Below are 22560 nucleotides of genomic sequence, written 5' to 3'. Positions count from 1 at the left end.
CCCCCACCCCCCCGGCATACTTACACCCTGTTCCGCGTGAGCTTACCGGGTGTCACTTCCCCCGGGAAGGGGTTAGAAAGGGATGAGAGTGTGCTTGCGGGGGTTCGACTCGACCTTCTTGTCTCGCAGGAGTTTCAACGCCTTCCGGATCTCGAGACGCGTCGCGGAGGGTTCGATGACACCGTCGATGTATCCACGTTCGGCCGCGATGTACGGGGTCGCGATGTTCTCGTTGTAGAAGTTGACGAGCTGACGCCGAACCGCATCCGCATTGTCGCCTGCGGCCTCGATCTGTCGACGGCCCATGATGTTCACCGCACCCTCTGCGCCCATCACAGCGATACGGGCGGTGGGCCACGCCAGGTTGATATCAGCGCCGAGTTGCTTGGACCCCATCACGGCGTAACCACCGCCGTAAGCCTTCCGAATCACGATGGTCACCTTCGGCACGGTCGCTTCGACGAACGAGAACAGGAACCGGCCACCGCGCTTGATGACGCCGACCTTCTCCTGCTCGAGACCGGGCATGAATCCCGGAGTGTCGACCACGAACACCAACGGAATGCTGTACGCGTCGCACATACGCACGAAATGTGCCGCCTTGTCGGAGCTGGCGGCATCGAGTGCACCCGACAGAAACATCGGCTGGTTGGCCACGACGCCGACCGAACGGCCGTCCACCCGCGAGAACCCGGTGATGATGTTCGGCGCCACCTGTCCACCGATCTCGTGGAACGTCCCGTCGTCGAAGATTCGCAGCAGCACGTCGTGCATGTCGTAACCGGCGTTGTCGGCATTGGGCATGAACGAGTCGAGCGACAGGTCGCTGTCCGTGAACTCCGGCTCGAGCCCCGGATTGACGATCGGTGCCGATTCCTGGCACGACGACGGAAGGAAACCCAGGTACTCGCGCACCCACTCGAACGCGGCCTTCTCGTCCGGGGCGACGTGGTGAATGTTTCCGTACAGGGCCTGATTCCGGGCGCCGCCCAGTTCGTCGAGACCGACGTCCTCACCGGTGACCGACTTGATCACGTCCGGCCCGGTGACGAACATGTACGAATCCTCGGTGGCGACGACGACATCGGTGTTGATGGGCGCATACACCGCACCACCGGCGTTCTTACCCAAGACCATCGAGACCTGCGGGCACATCCCGGACAACGGCAATTGACGACGTCCGAGCTCTGCGTACCAGGCGAGCGATGTCACCGCGTCCTGCACGCGGGCACCCGCGGACTCGTTGATACCCACACAGGGGCAGCCGGTTTTCGCGGCATACTCCATGATCGCCGCAACCTTGCGGCCGAACATCTCACCGGCCGCGCCGCCGAACACCGTCTGATCGTGTGCGAACACGGCCACCGGCCGACCCTCGACCCTGCCGTGACCGGTGACGACGCCGTCACCGTACGGATTGTTGACATCGCCCTGCATCTTCGCGAGGCGGCCCGTTTCGATGAACGTCCCCGGGTCGAACAACATGTCGATGCGCTGACGCGGTGTCGGCATGCCATTGGCTTCACGCTTGGCGATCGCCCGCGCGGATCCCGGCGCTTCGGCGTCAGCGAGCTTCTCACGAAGTTCGGCGAGCTTGCCCGCCGTCGTCGAAATAGTCACTTGCCCGCTCCTGTCCCCGCGCCGTCGATCTGTGCGAGCTTCTGTGTGAGATCTGCACCTACCTTCGCAATGTACGGCTCGTCGACGATCTGGATGTGATCGCCCCCGATATGGATGATCTCCAGGTTCTTCGCCACCTCGCCCCAGCCACCGTCGGGCTTACGGGTCTTGAACGCAGGCTCCAGCGCAATGGCGTCGTCGTGGTACTTGTCGGCCAGGTAGAGCACCACGTCACCGTCGTAGTTCTCGGCCGTTGCCGTCAAGAGAGCCCGGTTGTCGAGGTACGACGTGCGCTGGTGCTCGATGATTCCGCCGGGAATCTTCGTGCCACTGAGCTTGAGCAGATCGGTGAGGATCTTGATCTGCTCTTCGTCGGTCTTCGCGGCGGCCAGCTTGTCGTACGGCAGCGGGTAGTCGACGTTGTACGTCTTCTTCGCGAATGCGGCGTACCGCTGCCAGCGCTTCTTGTTCTCCTCCGGCGTCTCGTCCATGTCCTCACCGGCCATCACGGTGTCGATCAAGCCCACCACGCGAACGTCTGCACCGGAATCACGGAGCATCTTGCCGACCGCGTACGCGAGCACGCCGCCGAGCGACCAGCCGTACAACACGTACGGTCCGTCGCCTTGGATCTCACGGATCAACGGCAGATACTCGGCAGCACGTGTCTCGATCGGCCCTTCGGTGCGCTCGAAACCGAACATCGGCGTGCCCTTGGGCAGTCGGCGCAGCAGCGGCTCGTACGCGACGGTGGAGCCGCCGGCCGGGTGGAACACGAACACCGGTGTGACGGTGGAGCCGTCAGGACGCGGGGCGAGAGTGCGAACGAGTCCGTCGATCTTGGCGCCGTCTTCGAGGAAACCGCGAACCACATTCGCGAGCTCCTCGATGGTGGTGGAGTCCAGGACGTCGTCGAATGTGACCTCACCACCCGAACGCTCTGTCAGGCGCGCCGACATCTTCTCGGCCACCTCGTCCTTGAGGATCGGCAACGTGTTGAAGATGCCCTTCGCGGACTCACCGGTGACCACCGCCCACGTCGCGAACGTCAGACGCTCGGCGGCGTCACGCGGGGGAACATCGTCCTCGCCGACCTCGGGGAGCGGCGCAGCTTCGGGTTCGGGCGCAGGCCGGCCCGTGGGTTCCTCAGCCACAGTGCCGGCCTCGGCCGCTTCTTCGGCTTCCTTCTCGGCCTTCTGCTTGTCCGCCAGTGCCTGCACTTCCTCGCGGTTCTCGATCGCGTAGCGCAGGTACTTGCCGACCTCGAGGAGGTTGGCGTCCCGCACCGCCTGCAACTGAAGCTGCGGGATGCCGAACTCGTACTCGACCCGGTTCTTGATGCGCACCGCCATCAGCGAGTCGAGTCCGAGTTCGATCAGCGGGATTTCGGCCGGAAGGTCTTCCGGCGCATACCCCATCGATTCGGCGACGATGAACGCCAGGCGATCGTCCATGCTCTGCGAACCGTTCGGGTCCCACCTGTCCCCGATGTCTTCGACGACCTCGGGCAGGGTTTCCACAGGACCGGTGCTCGTCTCGACGGGGGCGACGACAGGTTCGGGCAAGGCATCCCCGGAGGTGACGACGGCGTCGAACACCAACGTGAACACTGCGCCGTCCTTGGCGTGCACCTGGATGGATGCGCCGCCGGGATGCGGGGTGAGTGTGGTGGTGAGGGTGCCGGCAGGAGGAACCGCCGCGTGCGGGATCGATGCTGTCAGTGTGACGTCGGCGAGTACCTGCGACGCAGCAGCGGTAACCAGCGCAGGAAGCTCGGTGACGCTGCTCGCCTGCACCTCCCACACGTGGCGACCGTCCGGCAGCGACACGTGCGAACCGGGGGCGCGGGTGTTGCCGCTCGAATTGATCCGGTTGTCGAGCCAGTACCGCTTGCGAATCCACGCCGTGCGCGGGACGTCTGCATAATCGCCGGCAGGCAGCAGCGTCGTGAGATCCACGGCGTGGCCGTGCACATACAGCTGCGCCAGTGCGGCGAGCACCCCAAGCGGCTCGTCTTCCTTGCGCTTGAGGGTCTGAATGAGCTGTACGTCGTGCGAACCGGCGTCGAAGGCGGTGGCGGCCACCGACATCAGCGCAACCGGGTTCGGAGCCAGCTCGACGAACGTCGTGTGCCCGCTACCGACCGCCAGACGCACCGCCTGCGTGAAGTACACGCTGTGCCGCATGCCCTTCACCCAGTACGCCTCGTTGTGGATAGCGTCGTGACCGGCCCGGTAGAACGTTTCCTGATCCACCGACGAGTACACACCGCGCTTCAGCTTGGTGGGCTCGATGCCTGCGAGTTCTGCGGCGAACTCGCCGAGAATCGGGTCGACCTGCGAGGTGTGGCTGGCACCCTTCGTCTGCAGGATGCGCGCCATCTTCTCCTCGCCCTCCGCGTGGGCGACGATGGCCTCGATGTCCGGCTGCGGACCGCCGATGACGGTGTGCGTCGGGGCGGCGTACACGCACACCTCGAGCTTCGGATACTTCGGAAGCAGCGCCTCGATCTCGTCGGAGCTGTACTCGAGCAGCGCCATGAGACGGATGTCGTCGCCTTGCAGCGTCGACTCGCCCTCACCCATCAGACGCGAACGCGAACAAATGACGCGCACGGCGTCCTCGAGGGACAGTCCGCCCGAAATGTAGGCGGCCGCAGCCTCACCCATCGAGTGCCCGACAACAGCCTCTGCCTCGGCGCCGTGGTGACGCAGCAGCGCGGCCAGACCGATCTGGATGGTGAAGATGCCGACCTGCGAGGTCTCGACGTCGTAGTCGACCGCGTCGTCGAGGAACTTCTCCCGCATGGAGTAGCCGGCCTCGTCCTCGATGAGCTCATCGACCTCGTCGATCGCCTTCGCGAACACCGCGTTCTCGAGGTAGAGCTGCTTGGCCATTTTGCGGTGCTGTGAGCCGAAGCCCGACAGCACCCACACCGCACCCTTGGAAGAGGGCGAATCGGCGGTGAACACCCCCTGGCCGGGCTTACCGGCCGCGACAGCCCGAAGGCCGGTGATGGCCTCGGCACGGGTCCTGGCCAACACGACACCACGCGAACGCCCGTGGTTGCGACGAGCCAGGGTGCGGGCGACGTCGGCGAGCGGTGTCGTGCTGCCCTCCTCGGTCTCGAGCCAGTCGGCGAGATCCGATGCGGCCCGGCGCCGGCGGGACGGCAATGCCCCCGACACGGCAAGCAGCACGGTGGATTCTTCGGAAGCAACAGCCTGTGCGTCTACGGCGGGCTGCGCCTGGGGTGCGTCTTCCTCGACGACCGGTCCGGTGTACTCGCGCACCACGACGTGCGCGTTGGTGCCGCCGAAACCGAAACCGGACACACCGGCAACGGCCCTACCGGTGTAGCGCGGCCAGTCGGTCGCCTCGGGGATGACCTCGAGGTGCGCCTTGTCGAAGGCGATGTACGGGTTGGGGCCCGCGTAGTTCAGGGAGGCAGGCAGCTTGTTCTCGCGCATCGCGAGGACGACCTTGATGAGACCTGCCGCGCCGGCAGCGGCCTCGAGGTGCCCGAAGTTGGTCTTCGCGCTACCGAGCAGTGCCGGCTTGTCGTCGTCACGGCCGCGGCCGACCACCCGTCCGAGCGCATCGGCCTCGATCGGGTCACCGAGGATGGTGCCGGTGCCGTGCGCCTCGATGTAGTCGACGCCGGACGGAACGATGCCCGCATCGCGGTAGGCGTGCCGGAGGCAGTCGGCCTGCGCGTCGGGGTTCGGGGCCAGCAGTCCGTTGGAGCGTCCGTCCTGGTTGACGGCGCTACCGGCGACGACGGCGAGAATGGAATCGCCGTCTCGCTCGGCGTCCTCGAGCCGCTTGAGCACGACGAGTCCGCCGCCTTCGGCGCGTGCGATGCCGTTGGCGTCGGAGGAGAATGCCTTGATCTTGCCGTCTTCCGCGAGGACGCCGCCCTCGTTGAATCCCAGCGTCGCGGGCGGGGCCAGGAGCATGTTGGTGCCACCGGCCAGCGCGACATCGGACTCACCGGACCGCAGCGACCGTACCGCCTGATGCACGGCGACGAGGGAGGACGAGCACGCCGTGTCCACCGCCACCGAGGGGCCACGGAAGTCGTAGAAGTACGACACGCGGTTGGGGACCACGGCCGTGGACGTTCCGGTCAACGCATACGGGTGCGCGGAGACCGGGTCGCTGACGGCCAGCAATTGGTAGTCGTTCGCCGACGAACCGATGAAAACGCCGACCTGCCCGCCCTTGAGATCACTCGCCGGAATCCGGGCATGCTCTAGGGCTTCCCACGTCAGTTCCATCGCAAGCCGCTGCTGCGGGTCGACGTTGGTGACCTCGAGCGGCGACATGGCGAAGAACTCGGCGTCGAAGGTCTTCACGTCACCCAGGTAGCCGCCCTTGGTGTTGGCCTTCTCGACGGCTGCCTTGATGGCCGGGTCCGAGGTGAACTCTTCCCACCGGTCTTCGGGGAGATCGGAGATGCCGTCGCGGCCCTCGATCAGCTGCTCCCACATCTGTTCGGGCGTCACACCGGAGCCCGGGAACCGCGACGCCATACCGACGATGGCGACGTCGTGCGAGTCGGACGTGGCACCTGAGGTGTAGTACGCCTCGTCGCCAGCACTGTCGGGTAGTTCCGGCTCGCCCTCGATGATGCGGACGGCAAGGGAAGCGATGGTCGGATGCTGGTAGGCGACCGTGGCGGTGAGCGTGACGCCCACCAGCTCCTCGATCTCCCCGCTGAGCGCTACGGCATCACGCGAGGACAGGCCGAACTCCTCCATCGGGCGGTCGTCCGTGATCGCGGAGGCCGGTTGGCCGGTCGCGTCTGCAATCCAATTGCGCAACCAATCACGCAGTTGCGCGACGGTCATGTCTCCCGTCGCCGCATCGGTCGTGGTCCGCTCGTCAACATTTTCAGCCATCAGTACACCAAGCTACCCGTCGTGGAGGGAGGACTTATTCGGACACGGCGTCGGGGAACGCGGTCTGCATGTGACCACCGCGCAACGTCCCCTCGACGTAGCTCGCCTGGCACGCTCGGTGCGCGATCTTGCCACTCGACGTGCGTGCGATGGACCCGGCCGGAACCAACAACACATCGCGTGCGGTCACACCGTGACGAAGCGAAATCGCGGCACGCACCGTGTCGGCGATGGGCTGCGGGTCGGCCTTGCCGGCACCGGGCGCCCGCTCGGCGACGACGACCAACTGCTCGGACGCATCGTCACCGTCGAACGTCAGCCCGGAGTGGGTGTTCTCGAAGACGACCGGCGGAAGCTGATTGGCCGGCACCGAGAAGGCGGCGACGAAGCCGGGACGCAGCGCGTTGCTGGCCTCCTGAGCTGTCGCCTCGATGTCCTGCGGGTAGTGATTGCGGCCGTCGACGATCACCAGGTCCTTCACACGACCGGTGATGTACAGCTCGCCGTCCACGTACACGCCGTAGTCGCCCGTGCGCATCCAGTTCGCGTCCTCGGTCACACCCTCGGCGTGGCTGCCGTCGGACAGTCGTGACACCAGCTTGTTGTGGAAGGTCTGATCGGTCTCGTCTTTACGACCCCAGTACCCGATACCGATGTTGTCGCCGTGCAACCAGATCTCGCCGACCTGGTTGTCCGCACATTCGGTGCTGGTTTCCTGGTCGACGATGGCGGCCCACTGGCTCCGTGCGACGTACCCGCAGGCAACCTGTGGGATGGCGCCCTCCGCGTCCTTGTCGACTTTCACCATCCGGCCGGCGCCTAGTTCGCTGCGGTCGACATAGATGACCTTGGCCTCGTCCGAGTGCTTGGTGGCAGAGACGAAGAGGGTGGCCTCGGCCATGCCGTAACACGGCTTGATCGCCGTCTTGGGCAGACCGTACGGGGAGAACGCCTCGTTGAACTTACGCATGGACGAGGTGGTGACGGGCTCGCTGCCGTTGATGAGGCCGATCACGTTGCTCAGGTCGAGGGACTCCCCGTCCTTCGGGAGGCCACGGGTCGCGGCGTGCTCGAACGCGAAGTTGGGGGCAGCGGCGAAGGTCCCCGCACCGTCGGTGACGGCGGCCAGTTCCTTGATCCAGCGGTAGGGGCGCTGGACGAAGGCCCGCGGGCTCATGATGGTGATGTACTTGCCGCCCATGGCGGGCAGGATCACGGTGAGCAGCCCCATGTCGTGGAACAGTGGCAGCCAGGTGACGCCACGGGAGTTCTCGTTGAGTTCGATGGAGTCGACCATCTGCAGAACGTTGGTGCCCACGGCGCGGTGGGTGATCTCCACACCGGCGGGCACGCGGGTGGAGCCCGACGTGTACTGCAGGTAGGCGATGTCGTCGAGGTCGGTGTCGGGGCGCTCCCACGTCTGCCCGACGCTGTCCGGGATGGCATCGACCGCGATCACTCGGGGGCGTTCGGCGGCGGGCAACGCGCGGAAGAACTTGCGCACCCCGGCCGCCGACGACGTCGCGGTAAGGATGGCCGCAGGTTTGCAGTCGCCGAGCACCGCGTGCAGGCGATCACCGTGTCCGGGTTCGTCAGGGTCGAACAGCGGAACGGAGATGGTTCCTGCGAAGATCGCGGCGAAGAACGAGATGACGTAATCGAGGCCCTGCGGGGCGAGGATCGCAACACGGTCGCCGCGCTCGGTGACCTGCTCCAGACGCGCCGCCACCGCTCGCAAACGGTGACCGAACTGCTCCCAGGTGAGTTCGTGTACTTCGCCGTCTCGCTCACGCGAGTAATCGATGTAGCGGTACGCCAACTCGTCCGCGTTCTCACGGGTGTGTTGCTCGACGTAATCCACCAGGGTATGCCCCTGTGTGAGCCGAATCTGGCCCCTCTCGTCGATGAAATCGTCGAACTTCGCGTTCATTCCTTCTCCTGACGAAGCGATCACACAAGCAGGCAATGTGCCGCCCTGCGCCCCTGACTTCCTTCGCTGAATCGGATCTTGTAGATCAATTGGTGTCTATCGAACAACTGGTGTCCATCGAACAACTACGGGACGAGTGCTGACAAGACACAGGTCCCGAACCGGACTATCGGTGTCAAACCCCGAATATGTTACAGATTCGCGTCACAGCTCTACTCGCCGGACAACTGCGAGATGATCGGCGCGAAGGCATCCATCTGCGTCGGAAACACACCGACGTACGACATGGACGTCTTCTCACGGACCATCCGAATCTGGTCGGCGATCTCCTCGAATGTGCCGATCGCCAGGTACGGCGAGTTGAGGATGTCCTCGACGGACAGTTTGGCGTCGGCCTCGATGTTCGGTGGAAAGCCCTGCTCGATGGCGCCGAGCGCCATCTCGGCGGTCTGCTCACGGTCGTCGGTGATGACGATCGTGGTGATGGTCCAGTTGAGTTCGATGTCGTCGAACCGGTCTCCGGCGGCCTCGCGAATCTTCTCGACCCGCTCCATCGTCTTCTCGATGGTGACACCCGACAGCAGCAGCTTGCCTTCCTTGCTGGTCGGGGTTGCCACGGAAATGATGTCTGCGTACTTGGCGGCCAGGGCGAGCATCTTCGGCCCACCGCCGCCGACGGCGATGGGTGGGCGCGGACCCTGACGTGGCCGCGGGCTGCCCTTCAGCGCCTTGATCTGGTAGTACTCGCCGTCGAAGTTGCATTCCTTACCGCGCAGCAACGTATCGAGGATCTGGAGCGACTCTTCGAGCTTGGCAATCCGGATGCCGGGACGCTCGTAGGCGATACCGCCCTTGTCGAACTCCTCCTTCATCCAGCCTGCACCGATGCCGAGCTCGAGTCGACCGCCGGACAGGACGTCGATGGTGGCCGCGTCCTTGGCGAGGATTGCGGGGTGGCGGAATCCGTTGGCCAGAACGGCGGTACCCAGCCGGATCTTGTCTGTCGCCACCGCGAGCGCGCCGAGCGCGGCGATGGGGCTGACCTGGTTACCGAGGTGGTCCGGGATCATGAAGCTGTCGAAGCCGAGTTCCTCGGCCTTCTGCGCCAGCTTCACGAACCGACGCGCGCCACCTTCCTCCGCGTTGCCCTCTCCACCGGCCGCGAATCGGAATTTGCGCAGCGAACTGCCCTCGGTGGAACTCATGTGGATAGCTTCTCCTGTGGTGGTGGCGCCGGACTTACCGGATCGCACTCTACAAGGCTCGAGCGCCGCACTCTACCAGCGAGTAGGGGCCACTCGGCCTCGGATCGGAACTTCTCGACGGAGTTTTGTGACCGCTAGTCGTGCGGAGGCGTCGGAGCAGCACGAATTTTCTCTGCCGCCCAGTTCGTGATCCATTGCGTCGCCGTCGTACCCGCCTCGTCCACCACGAAGGTGTTGTACATGGCATGCACCGGGTTGTTGAAGTATTCGAGCAGTCGTAATGCGCTCGACACCCAGTTTCCCGGTTTGAAGGCATCCGGCGGAGCATCACAGATGCCGTCCGAGGGGGCACAGATCTGCACCGCACGGTCCGCGAGTTCGCCGAACCCTCCCTCGCGGGCACCCGTCATGGTGATGCCCGGGACCATCAGGCCGTCGAGGGACAGTTCCGCGCCGACCCCGGCAACCGGGGGCCCGATGTTCTTCGCAGCATCCGGATCGCGTCGGCCGTCTGCGATGAGACCGACCCCGAGAACCAGGTCGGCCGGGACCGGGCCGTTGCCGGCACCGATCGAGGCGGCGACGTCACCTGCGATGACCGCACCTTGCGAGAACCCGACCAGCACGTAGCTGGTGAGCGGGCATTCGGCATGACGCTCGGTGAGAATGTCGATGGTAGCTGCCGTACCGGCAGAACGGCTGTTGTTGTACGACTCCTGACCGTCCGGAGGAATCGCGATCGGATTCGAGAACTCAGCCACATACGGAACGGTGTAGATGTCGGCGCGCGACGGATCGAACTGCGCCTGCAACGGCTGGGTGATGTTGAGCATCAGCGAGGCCGGGTTGGCGGTGGGGTTGTAGGGGTCGTCGGTGGCCGACGACTCCCACGTACCCGGCACCGAAACAACCTGCACATCAGGGCAACTTGCCGGTTGCGCGGACGGACGCTCGGGACCGGGCGGCGTGGGCGTGATCTTGGAGCCGGGCCCGGCAAGGATGTACCAGGCGAAGATCGCGATCAGGAGCAGAACCAGGAAAGCCGCCACGGCGATCAGCAGTTTCCGCAGCACTGAGCCACGCTTCTTCTTGCGCCCTGAGCGCCCGGTCCACGACATCGGCGTCTACCTACTGGCAGTACACCGCGGTGGCGGTGTCCACGTAGGTCTGCGCCTGCGCGGTGGCTTCCTCGGACGAAATCTGGGAACCGGCCGCGGAGGCTTCCGAACCGACCATCGCGGTCACGAACACCATGACGTCCTCGTCCGACTTGCCGGCCTCCTTGGCCTGGCAGATGTAGTCGGCGGTGCTGAGCGCCATCATGCCGTCTCCGGCCGGCGTGATGCCTTCCTTCTTCAACTCCTCGAGGAACTTCTTGCCCGCTTCACCGACCTGCGGCGCCTCCGCCGGTCCCGGGTAGTCGCTGGGGACCGAGTCAGGGGTCTCCGGGGGTGCTGTCGCGGCTTCGCTCGGCTTCGTGACGGGCTGCTCGGTCTCCTTTTCTTCGCCCTGCGCCTGCGCCTCGTCGCCGCCTTCCACAGGCGACTCTTCCGGCTGCGAGGTGACCTCGGCTGCCGTGGTTTCGGGTGTGGACGACACCGTGGAATCGTCGCTGCCACACGCAACCAAAGAACCTCCCACCGCAACGGTGAGCGCGCTCGCGGCAAGAGCGCGAACGAGATTGATGCGGGTGCGGGTGAACTGCGGCATGAATTTCCGTCCTTGTGTCCAAGTCGTGTGTCGACCAACAGGGTACAGACGCAGCGTGGGCGGCAGCTTTCGCGCTGCCGCCCACACTCGCCCTGCACCACAAGCTTGCGTTACAAGACTGCGCTACAAGACCTAGTGAACCTGGGCCTTGCTGTCGATCACGGTGATGAAACCGAACTGGAAGTTCTGCTGAACACCACCGGGGATCGCGAACTTGTCACTGATCGGGTAGCCGAGTCGACCGGCTTCGTAGCCCACACTCTTCCAGGCGTCGAAGATCGGACCGTTCTCGATCGCCCACGCACCCGACAGTGGGCTCCAGTAGATGTTGCCGCCCTCGAACTCGTTGAAGCGACCCAGGTCGCGGGTGGGGATCTCGCTGGTCTTCGGGAATCCGAGCCAGCCGCCCTCGTAGCCGAGTTCGCCGTACTTGCCCATGATCATTCCCTGCACGGCGTGTGTGCCGGCCTCGGGACTGGAATACATGGCGCCGATCTCGAAGCCCTGTACCGCGCCGGGCTTGCCGGGCGTAGGCACCTCGTCCGCGACCGGGTAACCGAGGGGCCCGGCTTCCCAACCCTGTCGGGCCCATTCGTCGAGAATCGCACCGCGGATCGCATGTGCACCGGTCTGCGGTGTCCAGTAGATCGAGCCGTGTTCGAAGTGGTTGAAGCGGCCTCGTCCGTCGGGAGTGCCCAGTTCCGGCGTGGTCGGGAATCCGAGCGGCCCCGCCGGACCGCCGGCCGCCTGGTACGCGCCGGCGATGACGCCCGCCACCGGCTGGGCCTGTCCACCCTTGCTGAAGACGCGCCCGAAACGGAAGTCCTGAACGACGCCGTCGGCGACCGGGTACTCCGGTGTCAGGCAGTCACCGAGCCACGGGTTGGCGTTCGCAACGCCGCCGATTGCCCCCGCGACGTTGCATGCGGGCTTGTCGACCTCCACGCCGAGCGTGTGGGCAAGCTGCGGCCACAACTGATGCAGCTCGAATTCCCAGTACGGCCAGCTGTGCGTGCCCGACGGACGGTAGTTGACCTGCGCTGGGATACCGAGCTTGTTCAGCTTGGTGGCGAATGCCTGCGACGTGAGACGGGACAGGATCTCGAGGCCCATGCCCGCGTAGTTGGTGCTGACTCCGGGAATGCCCGACGGCTCGTCGAATCGGCCGGTGGTTCCGCTGCCGCTCGAGATGTACAGGCTCACGCCGTCGAGCTTCTCTGCCAGCAGGTACGGATCGTGCGCATCCCATGCGGGGTTCGACGGCGGGCCCCACATGGCTTCCGCGTCGAACCCACCCGCGTCCATCATCGCGTACTGGACCGCCTGAGGCATGCCCAGGGATGTGGTGGTGAGAATGCCGGACAACGACGCGGCAAAGCTGAAGAAGCCCTCGTTACGTGCGGCCAGCGTCATGGCGGCGGTGCCACCCATCGACAGACCGACGACGCCACGTTCCTGCGTGGTGCGCCACTGCCCCTCGAGGATCGGCGGCAGTTCCTTGGTCAGGAACGTTTCCCACATGTAGCTGTGGCCGTTGTTCTGATCCAGCCAGTCCGTGTAGAAGCTGGATTGGCCCCCCACGGGCAGAACGACGTTGACGTTCTTGTCCGCGAAGTACTCGACGGCGTCCGTTTCGATCGTCCAGCCGTTCTCGTGGTCCTGCGCGCGGAGCCCGTCCAGCATGAACACTGCCGGGAACTTCGCATCCGGCTTCAGGTTCCAGTCACGCGCCAGCAGGATCTGCACCTGGATGGGCACACCCATCGAGGGCGAGTTGACCCAGACAGCCACGCGGCGGTCGGACAACCAGTCGACGTGGTGAACGGTCGCACCCGTGGGCGCCTGGGTGGCAACCGGTGCCGCCTGAGCGGCCGGAGCACCCGTCGCGACGGCGGTCGACGTGAGGCCGACAGCCACCGGAAGCACCAGAACCGCTGCAAGAGAGGCGAGTGCCCGCCTTCCGAGGTGCCGCATCAATTCCACTCACTTTCTGCGCATCCAGGCCGTCAGAGCGCAACCTGCGCGTCGAGGCCCGACGAACACGAGACCTCACTTTCGGGTTCTTTGTACACGCAAAATCAGGGCGAGTGGTGTTGCCGCGCTGGTGCCGGTGGTGCTTTTGTCGCAGATCACGTTTTACGGCCGCTCACCCGGATGCACTTCGCCCCGGCGCGAATAACGCTGCCGGGGCGAATCGTCATGCCTGGATCAGCCGATCGTGTTGCTGAGGTCCTCGGCCATGAGGTGGATCTGCTCTTCCCAGTAGCGCCACGAGTGGATGCCGCGCGGCGGGAAGCTGTAGGTGACGTTGTCGGCACCGATCGAGGCCATCCGCACCTGGAAAGCGCGGGTGTTGGCCAGGGACAGGGCTTCGAGTGCCGCACCGTTGGCGTCGTTGAACACGTCCATGAACTTGGTCGGAACGCGTCCACCGGGCGCGGGGATACCGCTGGCGGCCGAGACCCACAGGCGGGTGCCGTTGTCACGGAGCCGCGGCGCGAACACGAACGGGTCGTGACGCAGCCACGCCGGGTTCCACGGCGGGCCCCACATCGCGTCGACGTTGTAGCGGCCGGCGTCGAGCATCGCGATACGGATGGCCTCACGCATGCCGGGCGCCGAGATGTTCAGGTAACCCGACAGCGAGCCGGCGTAGTTGAACTGGTCCGGGTGGTACGCCGCGAGGGTGAGCGCAGCACTTCCGCCCATCGACAGGCCGACGATGCCGTTGTCGGTGTCGGAGAAACCGAGACGCGCCTTCAGTGCGTCCGGCAGCTTCGTCGTCAGGAACGTCTCCCATGTGTAGACGGTTTCCTGGTCGTTGAAGGTCGACTTGGAGATCCAGTCGGAGTAGAAACTCGACTTGCCGCCGACCGGCTGAACGACGTTGATGTTCTGGCTCGCCAGGAACGGCCCGGCGTCCGTGTTGATCTCCCAGCCGTTCAGGTCGTCCTGTGCGCGGAGTCCGTCGAGGAGGTACACCACTCGATCGGTGTTTCCGTCGGCTGCTCGCCAGATACGGCTCTTGATCGGTCCCATCTGGGAATCGACCCAGAAGTCCTGGGCATTGGGGTCGAATGCGGCGGATGCAGTGGCACCGCCGCCGACCATCGTGACACCGAGAGGCACGGCAACTGCCAATGCGACGGCGGCAGCGACTTTACGTAGCCACCCGCCTCTTCTCGTGGAGCCTCCAACTCGCATGCGTTTCCTTGCCTTCCCGATAGGTCTGCCGGCGCCCAACGGGCGCGAGAACTTCTCAGTACAGACGCCACCCGCGCAGCTGAGACTGCGCGGGTGGCGTCTTGACCGGGGTTACCCTACCGACTATTCAGTTCATTGCATATCCCCGGTGTCCAGAATGTGGGGATTCGCCAGGGTTATGGCGAATTCACCAGGCGTTCAGGGCGTCCAGGATCTGCGGACGCGCCTTCCACAGCTCGGCTTCCCAGTACTTCCACGAGTGCGTACCCCGTGCCGGGAAGTCGAAGTTGGCGTCGATACCCAGGGTCGCGAGGCGAACCTGGAAAGCACGGGTGTTCGCGAGTGCGAGCGCCTCGAGCGCCATACCGTTTGCGGTGTTGTAGTAGTCGATGACCGACGACGGATCGTCGTACTCTCCGGGGATACCGCTCGCTGCCGAGATGAACATCGACAGACCTTCGAGCCGCGGCGCGAACACGAACGGGTCGTTACGCAACCATGCGGGGTTCCACGGCGGGCCCCACATCGCGTCGACGTTGTAGCGGCCGGCGTCGAGCATCGCGATGCGGATGGCCTCACGCATACCGGGCGCCGAGATGTTCAGGTAACCCGACAGCGAGCCGGCGAACTTGAACTGATCGCGGTGGTACGCGGCGAGCGTCAGCGCGGCACTGCCACCCATCGACAGACCGAGCACGGCGTTGTTGTTGGGAGAGACCCCGAATCCGGCAAGATAGGCGGGCAGCTCCTCCGTCAAGAAGGTCTCCCACTTGTAGGTGATCTCCTGGCCGTTGAAGTTACTGGGCGCGTACCAGTCCGTGTAGAAGCTGGACTTGCCGCCGACCGGCATGACGAGCGTGACGTTGTCGTTGGCGAACTGCGCCATGGCATTCGTCTCGAAGGACCATGCGTTGGCGTCGTCACGGGCACGCAGTCCGTCGAGCAGGTACAGGGCAGCGTTTCCGCCGCGCGACGCCCACTGGACCTGGACCTTGATATCGCCCATCGACGAGGGCACCATCAGCTCCTGGTAGCCGCCGGCCGGCGCCGTCTTCGCGGGTGCTGCCGTGGCAAGGGCGCCTCCTCCGAGACCGCCCACCACGGGAAGAACAAGTGCCGCTGCACCAATTCCCATCAACCGTTGCTTGAAGCGGGCAGACAACCTGGGTCTGGCTAAGCGCATGAATACTTCTCTCTCTTCATCTGCGGCACACGGGTTCAGCCGTTGATTACAAGCCGTTGATCACTCAGAGACTTCGGAGGCGTTGACTTCGGGAGTCTTGCCACCGACGACTCATCTTGCGATATATCGTGCCGAATCGCACCACCGTTACACAAATGAGACCGAGTTATACGCCCGTGATGTACGAATCATCCGCCCGGCCGCGGATGTGGAGGGACGAGATCGCATCGTTCGATCTCGTACTCCGGCACACGTTCGAACCGGTAACTCGCCAGCTCGAGAGAGTTCAAGAGATTCGATTTGAACCGCGCCCACGTCAGATCGGATCGATACGAGGCAAGCAGCTCCTGTGTCTGCCGGCAGCCGATCGCGACGCGTGCCTCGTCGATCCACTCCTCGTCCATGAAGAACGGGAGCCACGGGTGCCGGTCCACCATGCCGGTGTCGACCACGACCCAGTCCGGGTACAGGTCCTTGTCGTGCCCGATCCGGCCGTCCTCCAAGCGCTCGGTGTGCGCAGCGAGGGGATAAGCGAGCCCCATCTGGTCGAGCACCCGCACGTCGAGTCCCACGTTCATACTGGTCATACCGAGATTCAGGAAGTACACGGTATGACCGGCGCCGCCCTCGGGAATCGGCAACGGCGGCGGGACCACGAACCAGTACGTGTAGTCCGACGCCGGCAGGAGCAACCCGCCGTCCGGGGTGTCCGCAATCGTCTGGACCATTGCCCGCATACGGGGATAATCGAGATAGTCGTCGGCGAGAATCGGATGCTCGTGACCGGTGTTGAGAACGTAGAAGGCCCGTTCGTCCACGATGCCCGACCGTCCCACGACGGCCCCCTCGGGCATGCCGGTCGTATTGGCCGCGAACGCCGCCCACACCACGGTGCCCACCCACACCACGGCGAGCCCGGCAAATGCGAACGTGCCGCGGTTACGCCCCCAGGACGGCAGGCGCATCGGAATCACCGCGACAGGAACCATCAGACAGAACAGAGTCGGTAGCAGGACCCGGCCGTGCATGAAATCACCACCGACGCGAACCGAGTACACACCCAAAATCACACCGCTGAGCAGCATGAACGTGACCACGGCGGCCGGAGTGCGCAGCTTCGCTCGCCGACGCGGCCACAACGGGCCCGTCACGGCTGCCGTCGTGTTCGCTCGGGTCGTGGTTGCGCGTGTACCCCAGATGATGCCGGCGCCGATGAGCAGCAACAACAGGGGCAGCCACAATAGGTACGGGCCGATGAGGTTCCACAGATAGGCGAGCCCCTGTGCCCACTTGGCTCCGCCGGCGTCCTTGGCCACAGCGGTGTTCGGATACGGGAGGGCGTAGTAGCCCATCCGCCAGATCTGATAGAAGACCGGCACCACACCCGCGACGGCGACCATCGCAGTACGAACCTTCCACGTCGTACCGGGCGCCAAGAAGATCATGCCCAGGGCGAGCACCGAGAGCACGGCCAGTTCGGGTCGCACCAGCGGACCCAGACCGGCGAAGAACGAGATGGTGAGGATCTCGGTGGTCGACGGCTCACTGGTAGAAGCGCCTGCGTTGCCCGCCCACCGGACGAGCATCCACCACAGCAGCGCGATCCAGAAGAGGACGAGGCAGGTTTCGAGACCGGACGTAGCAAAGTCTCGGGCCGGGGGCACCGCGATGTACACGAGCACCCCGGCGGGCAGCAGCAGAAGCGGGCCACTCCCACCGAAGGCCGTTCCGCGATACAGACGAGCCGTGCCGAACATGGCCAGCGCAATCGCGGACGTCGACAACACCAGCGCGATGGTGAGCACCACGTATTCGAGCCGAATCTCGGTGAGCCAACTGAACGCGTAGACGATGTACGTCCAGGCGGTACTCGTGTTGGTCTCGACGCGTTCACCTGCATTGAAGACTGGACCGTTGCCGGCCAGGAGGTTTCGAACCGTTCTCAGCACGATCAGGCCGTCGTCCGCGATCCACCGGCGCTCCCAGGCGCCCAGGAACATCAGCGCCGATGCCACCGCGACACCACCGAGGAAGACCACCCGCGACACGACGGCCGACTGGGTGGTCTCGGCAGGCTTTCGAGCGGACGAATCCACGCCTTTCTTGTCCCCTATCGATTCTGGTGAGCCAGCTGCCGACTCAGACGAGGTAGACAGCGACACCGACTACTCCGATCCACGCTATCGCGAGGAGTTGGAGCACCCGGTCTCCGAGCGCGATCTCCTCCGGCTCACCCGCCTCGCCACCATCGACGTCGACCGCGTACCGCAGAATCGCAATGGTGAACGGAACCATGGAGATGGCGTACCAGTTCGTCTCCTTGACTGCGTCCTCACCGAACGCCCACAGTCCGTAGCAGAGCACCACAGCGGTCGCGCTCAGTGTCCACACGAAACGCAGGTAAGTGGTGGTGTAACTCTCGAGCGATTTGCGAATCTTCGCGCCGGTCCGTTCTGCCAGCTGCAGCTCTGCGTACCGCTTACCGGCCGCCATGAACAGCGAACCGAATGCCATGACCAGCAGGAACCACTGGGACAGCGCGATTTCGGCGGCCACACCACCGGCGATCGCACGCAGCAGGAAGCCGGACGAGACGATGCAGATGTCGAGCACAGCCTGGTGTTTGAGCCCGAAGCAGTACGCCAACTGGATACCGATGTACACGGCCATGGTGACGGCGAGCTGCCAGTTCGCGATGAACGAGAGTCCGATCGAAGCGGCTATGAGACCCAACGACATCAGGTAGGCGGTCTTGACCGGAAGCACACCCGCTGCGATCGGCCGGAAGCGCTTCGTCGGGTGGGCTCGATCGGCCTCGACATCCATGGCGTCGTTGACCAGGTATATACCGGACGCTGCGAGGCAGAACACCACGAATGCCAGTGCGACCGGCAGCAGTACCTCACCTTGGGTTGCGGTGCCTGCGGCGATCGGAGCAGCGAGGACGAGAACGTTCTTGACCCACTGGCGCGGACGCATCGCCTTGACGATGCCGCTGGCCAGTGACTTCGGGGGTCCGCTGACGACAGCCGGTTCCTCGCTCATTTCTCTCCAAACTTCTTCTCGGCCCTCAATACGGCCGCCGCAGACACAGCCCCCAGCGCGGAACCGGCGAGCACATCTGTCGGGTAGTGCACTCCCAGGACGAGCCGTGAGAGCAGCATCGGCGGTACCAATACCGCAGGCAAGGGTAGCCCGGTGAGTCGGCCGAGCAGTACAGCCGCCGCGGTTGTCGACGTGGCGTGCGACGACGGGAAGCTCAATTTGCTCGGTGTCGATACGTTGACCTGGATCGACGGGTCGACGGGACGGGGCCGGCGAACGACGCGCTTGACCACGATCGACGCGGCGTGGGCACCGACGGCACCCACGGCCACTCCTGCCCACTTCCGGCGGCGCGGCTTGTCGAGCAGGGCACCGGCACCGGCGACGGCGACCCAGCCGAGTGCGTGCTCACCGAAGTGGGACATGCCCCGTGCGGCGGAGACGACACCCGGTTTCGATGCGATGGTCGATTGCACCGCACCCAGGATCGGCACCTCCCGCGAAGCTGCTCTATCGAAGACCGAAGACACTTTCCCACCTCTCCTTGCTGGTCAGTGCGGGTGCGGCACTCCGGTATTGGTTGGCGACCTCCGGGAAACGCCGAATCAGTTCACGGCGCAGCTCGGTTGCCCTCTCGAGAAGTTCGTAGGCCTGCTTGGGGTTGCGTTTGCGGTAGACGACGCCGCGTCCGTCCGCGGTGGTGACGGTTACGCCGTCGACCTGGGACAGCAGGAACCAGCGCGCGTCGAGGGTGGGCACATTGAGCTGCGGACGCTCGTGGTGCTGGTCGTCTGCCGGACGCACGCTGTGCACGAGTCCCTTGGCCAGGCGGACCATCTTCGACAGCGGGTTGGCGGGTTCGGCCACCGCACCCACACCTGCACCGGACGGCAGCGGCAGTTCGGTCGAGGATTTCAGGACCACGGCGTCGGGGAATTCCTTGCGCATCGCGTGGACGTCACCGAGCGCGGTGGCGAGTTGGTCGGCGATGTGGTCGGGGCCGGCGAGGAAGTCCTCGATCGCCTTGTTCTGAATGGCAACCGTGGAGTACTCCAGGCACAGCAGGTGTTTGATCGTGGCCTTCGCGCTGCTGACCACGACACCCTTGATGCTTCCCGGAAAATGCAGGGCGGCGACGACCAGCCGGTTACGCAGGTGGAAGTACGCCTGCCAGTCGATGGCGTCGTCCTTGTCCGTCCAGGCCATGTGCCAGATCGCGATACCGGGGATGGTGGCCGTGTTGTAGCCGGCAGCCTTCGCGCGCAGGGCGAATTCCCAGTCGTCCCACTTGATGAACAGCGGCATCGGAAGACCGATCTCTTCCGCGCACACACGCGGGATCATGCACATCCACCAGCCGTTGCCGTCCACGTCGATGCGGCGGTGCAGGTTCTTCGAGTTCTCTCGATCACTGAGCGGGTACTTGGAGAAGTCGTGGTCGTACTCGGCGTTCGGTGCGCCCGTCCACATCACGACCGAGCGGTCGACCACCTCACCCATCGTGTGCAGGTGGCTGCGTTCCTGCAGGTTCAGCATCTGTCCGCCGACGAGCATCGGGGACTTCGCGAACCGGGACAGGGCGAGCGCCCGCAGGATCGAGTCGGGTTCGATCTCGATGTCGTCGTCCATGAACAGGATGTAGGGGCTGTCTGTGGTCTCGAGCGCCTCGTACATGATCCGGCTGTATCCACCCGATCCGCCGATGTTGGGCTGATCGTGGATGGCGAGACGGTCGCCGAGGGCCGCGGCGGCCTCGGCGTACCCTGGCTCGTCCTTCACCTTCCGGGTGCCCTGGTCGGGCATGATCACCGCATCCAGCACGCCGAGCACGAGTTCGTCGGAGGCCAGTGCCGTCAACGCCTTCACCGCATCCGTGGGGCGGTTGAAGGTGGGGATGCCGAGAGCGACCCGGCCCTCACCCGGCGCCTCGACCGGCGCATACCAACCGGCACTCTCGAGAACCATTTCGGAGTCGGTGGTGATGTCGAACCAGATCCAGCCGCCGTCCTCGAACGGCTGCAATCCCACCTCGAACTCGAGGTCGATGTCGCCGTCCTCGAACTCACGACCTTCGACGTGGATGCGGGAGCCGTCGGCCTTGGAGCGGTAGACGTCCACCCGGCAGTGGCCGGTCAGGGACAGGCGCAGCACCACCGAGTCGAGGGTGCTCCATCGACGCCAATAGCTGGCCGGGAACGCGTTGAAGTAGGAGCAGAACGAGACCTCGGACTCCGCACCGACGGACAGCGACGTCCGCGACAACGAGTGAGCACGACGACTGTTGGTCCGCGATTCCTCCACGTACAGCGTGCGCACATCGAGAGGTTCCCCAGCCCGCGCCAGGATGACCCGCTGCAGCAGCGCCTTGCCCTTGTACTCGAGACCGTTGTACTCGAGTTCGTCGACCTCGTCTGCGTCCAGCAGATGCCGCGCGCTCATTCGGCGTCCCCGGCCAGCGCCGCCCCGGTCTCGAAGTGCGGGCGCAGAGTGTTGTCGAACATCGACAGCGCACTGGCGATCGCCATGTGCATGTCCAGATACTGGTAGGTGCCCAGGCGGCCACCGAACAGCACCTTCGCGTCAGCGGTTTCCTGCTTCGCCCGTGCCCGGTACGCGGCCAGCTTCTCGCGGTCGTCGGAAGCGTTGATCGGGTAGTACGGCTCGTCACCGCTCTCGGCGAAACGCGAGAATTCCCGCATGATGACGGTCTTGTCCTTCGGGTAGTCCCGCTCCGGGTGGAAGTGGCGGAACTCGTGGATACGCGTGAACGAGACGTCGCCGTCGTTGTAGTTCATCACCGGTGTGCCCTGGAAGTCGCCGCAGTCGCTCAATACTTCGGTTTCGAAGTCGAGGGTGCGCCAGCCGAGCTCGCCGTCCGCATAGTCGAAATAGCGATCGAGCGGACCGGTGTAGACGATCGGAGCGTCCGGGGACCCTGCGCGTAGTTCGTCACGGACGTCGAACCAATCGGTGTTCAGCCGCACGTCGATCTTCTCGTCGACGGTCATGTTCTCGAGCCACTTCGTGTAGCCCTCGACGGGCAGGCCCTCGTACGTGTCGTTGAAGTACCGGTTGTCGAAGGTGTACCGCACCGGCAGCCGGGTGATGTTCCCGGCCGGCAGATTCTTCGGGTCGGTCTGCCACTGCTTGGCGGTGTAGTCCTTGATGAACGCCTCGTACAGTGGGCGGCCGATCAGTGAGATCGCCTTCTCTTCGAAGTTGGCCGCGTCCTTCGAGTCGAACTCGGCGGACTGCTCCTTGATGAGCGCGCGCGCCTCGTCGGGGCTGTAGTACTTGCCGAAGAACTGGGAGATCAGGCCGAGCCCCATCGGGAACTGGTACGACTGTCCCTTGTGCAGCGCGAACACGCGGTGCTGATACCCGGTGAACTCGGTGAATTGGGTGACGTAGTCCCACACCTTCTGGTTGGACGTGTGGAACAGGTGCGCACCGTACTTGTGCACCTCGATACCGGTCTCCGGCTCGGCCTCCGAGTAGGCGTTTCCGCCGAGGTGGTGGCGACGGTCGAGCACGAGCACCCGCTTGCCCAGTTGGGTGGCGGCACGCTCGGCGATGGTCAGCCCGAAGAACCCGGATCCGACGACGATGAGGTCGTACGTGGAGGCGGTGGTCTCTGTTGTTGCAGCGGTCACGAGCAACCAGGGTAGGCGACTGTCCCCCAGGTTCGCGTTTCCGGTGGTCCTAGCTGCCCGAAACGGACACCGGAGACGGTGAGGGTTGGCCCGGAGTTCACTGCGG

14 protein-coding genes are annotated in these 22560 nt (G+C 64.8%); all 14 read right to left on the bottom strand.

The genetic code is table 11. The features are described from left to right. Window positions 1-72: 72 nt before the first annotated feature. Window positions 73-1614, bottom strand: coding sequence for an acyl-CoA carboxylase subunit beta (locus ACZI8Q_RS04180; protein WP_463372246.1), 1542 nt, complete (start codon window positions 1612-1614; stop codon window positions 73-75). 2 nt (window positions 1615-1616) lie between these two features. Next, window positions 1617-6473, bottom strand: coding sequence for a polyketide synthase Pks13 (gene pks13 / locus ACZI8Q_RS04175; RefSeq protein ID WP_463372245.1), 4857 nt, complete (start codon window positions 6471-6473; stop codon window positions 1617-1619). 85 nt (window positions 6474-6558) lie between these two features. Then, window positions 6559-8454, bottom strand: a complete 1896-nt coding sequence (fadD32, locus tag ACZI8Q_RS04170; protein WP_463372227.1) for a long-chain-fatty-acid--AMP ligase FadD32 — start codon at window positions 8452-8454, stop codon at window positions 6559-6561. A gap of 212 nt (window positions 8455-8666) precedes the next feature. Then, on the bottom strand, window positions 8667-9659 hold the full coding sequence (locus ACZI8Q_RS04165) for an LLM class F420-dependent oxidoreductase (protein WP_463372226.1): 993 nt from the start codon (window positions 9657-9659) through the stop codon (window positions 8667-8669). 134 nt (window positions 9660-9793) lie between these two features. Next, window positions 9794-10777 carry a cutinase family protein gene (locus ACZI8Q_RS04160; RefSeq protein ID WP_463372225.1) on the bottom strand — a complete coding sequence of 328 codons (984 nt, stop codon included), beginning with the start codon at window positions 10775-10777 and terminating at the stop codon, window positions 9794-9796. A gap of 10 nt (window positions 10778-10787) precedes the next feature. Then, entirely contained in the window at window positions 10788-11369 is a 582-nt protein-coding gene (locus tag ACZI8Q_RS04155; protein ID WP_463372224.1) for a DUF732 domain-containing protein, read from the bottom strand. A 132-nt stretch (window positions 11370-11501) separates the two neighbouring features. After that, window positions 11502-13343: an alpha/beta hydrolase-fold protein gene (locus tag ACZI8Q_RS04150; RefSeq protein ID WP_463372223.1), complete on the bottom strand. Its 1842-nt coding sequence runs from the start codon at window positions 13341-13343 to the stop codon at window positions 11502-11504. 234 nt (window positions 13344-13577) lie between these two features. Further along, window positions 13578-14573, bottom strand: a complete 996-nt coding sequence (locus ACZI8Q_RS04145) for an alpha/beta hydrolase (protein ID WP_463372222.1) — start codon at window positions 14571-14573, stop codon at window positions 13578-13580. A 187-nt stretch (window positions 14574-14760) separates the two neighbouring features. Beyond that, entirely contained in the window at window positions 14761-15756 is a 996-nt protein-coding gene (locus ACZI8Q_RS04140; RefSeq protein WP_463372221.1) for an alpha/beta hydrolase, read from the bottom strand. Window positions 15757-15944: 188 nt separating this feature from the next. Next, complete coding sequence (gene zomB / locus ACZI8Q_RS04135) at window positions 15945-17756, bottom strand: flagellar motor control protein ZomB (protein ID WP_463372244.1); 1812 nt, start codon at window positions 17754-17756, stop codon at window positions 15945-15947. Between the two features lie 139 nt (window positions 17757-17895). Then, on the bottom strand, window positions 17896-18801 hold the full coding sequence (locus tag ACZI8Q_RS04130; protein WP_463372220.1) for a decaprenyl-phosphate phosphoribosyltransferase: 906 nt from the start codon (window positions 18799-18801) through the stop codon (window positions 17896-17898). After that, window positions 18798-19331, bottom strand: a complete 534-nt coding sequence (locus tag ACZI8Q_RS04125) for a phosphatase PAP2 family protein (RefSeq protein WP_463372219.1) — start codon at window positions 19329-19331, stop codon at window positions 18798-18800. Before ACZI8Q_RS04125 ends, ACZI8Q_RS04130 begins: the two co-directional genes overlap by 4 nt. Then, window positions 19312-21240, bottom strand: a complete 1929-nt coding sequence (locus ACZI8Q_RS04120; RefSeq protein ID WP_463372218.1) for a glycosyltransferase — start codon at window positions 21238-21240, stop codon at window positions 19312-19314. The genes ACZI8Q_RS04125 and ACZI8Q_RS04120 overlap by 20 nt, the downstream gene beginning before the upstream one ends. Next, on the bottom strand, window positions 21237-22454 hold the full coding sequence (gene glf / locus ACZI8Q_RS04115; protein ID WP_463372217.1) for a UDP-galactopyranose mutase: 1218 nt from the start codon (window positions 22452-22454) through the stop codon (window positions 21237-21239). The genes ACZI8Q_RS04120 and glf overlap by 4 nt, the downstream gene beginning before the upstream one ends. Window positions 22455-22560: the final 106 nt, after the last annotated feature.

This window comes from Rhodococcus quanlei (genome assembly GCF_055231015.1).
Note: the sequence above shows the minus strand (reverse complement) of the source record. Positions and strands in the feature narration are given on the sequence as shown.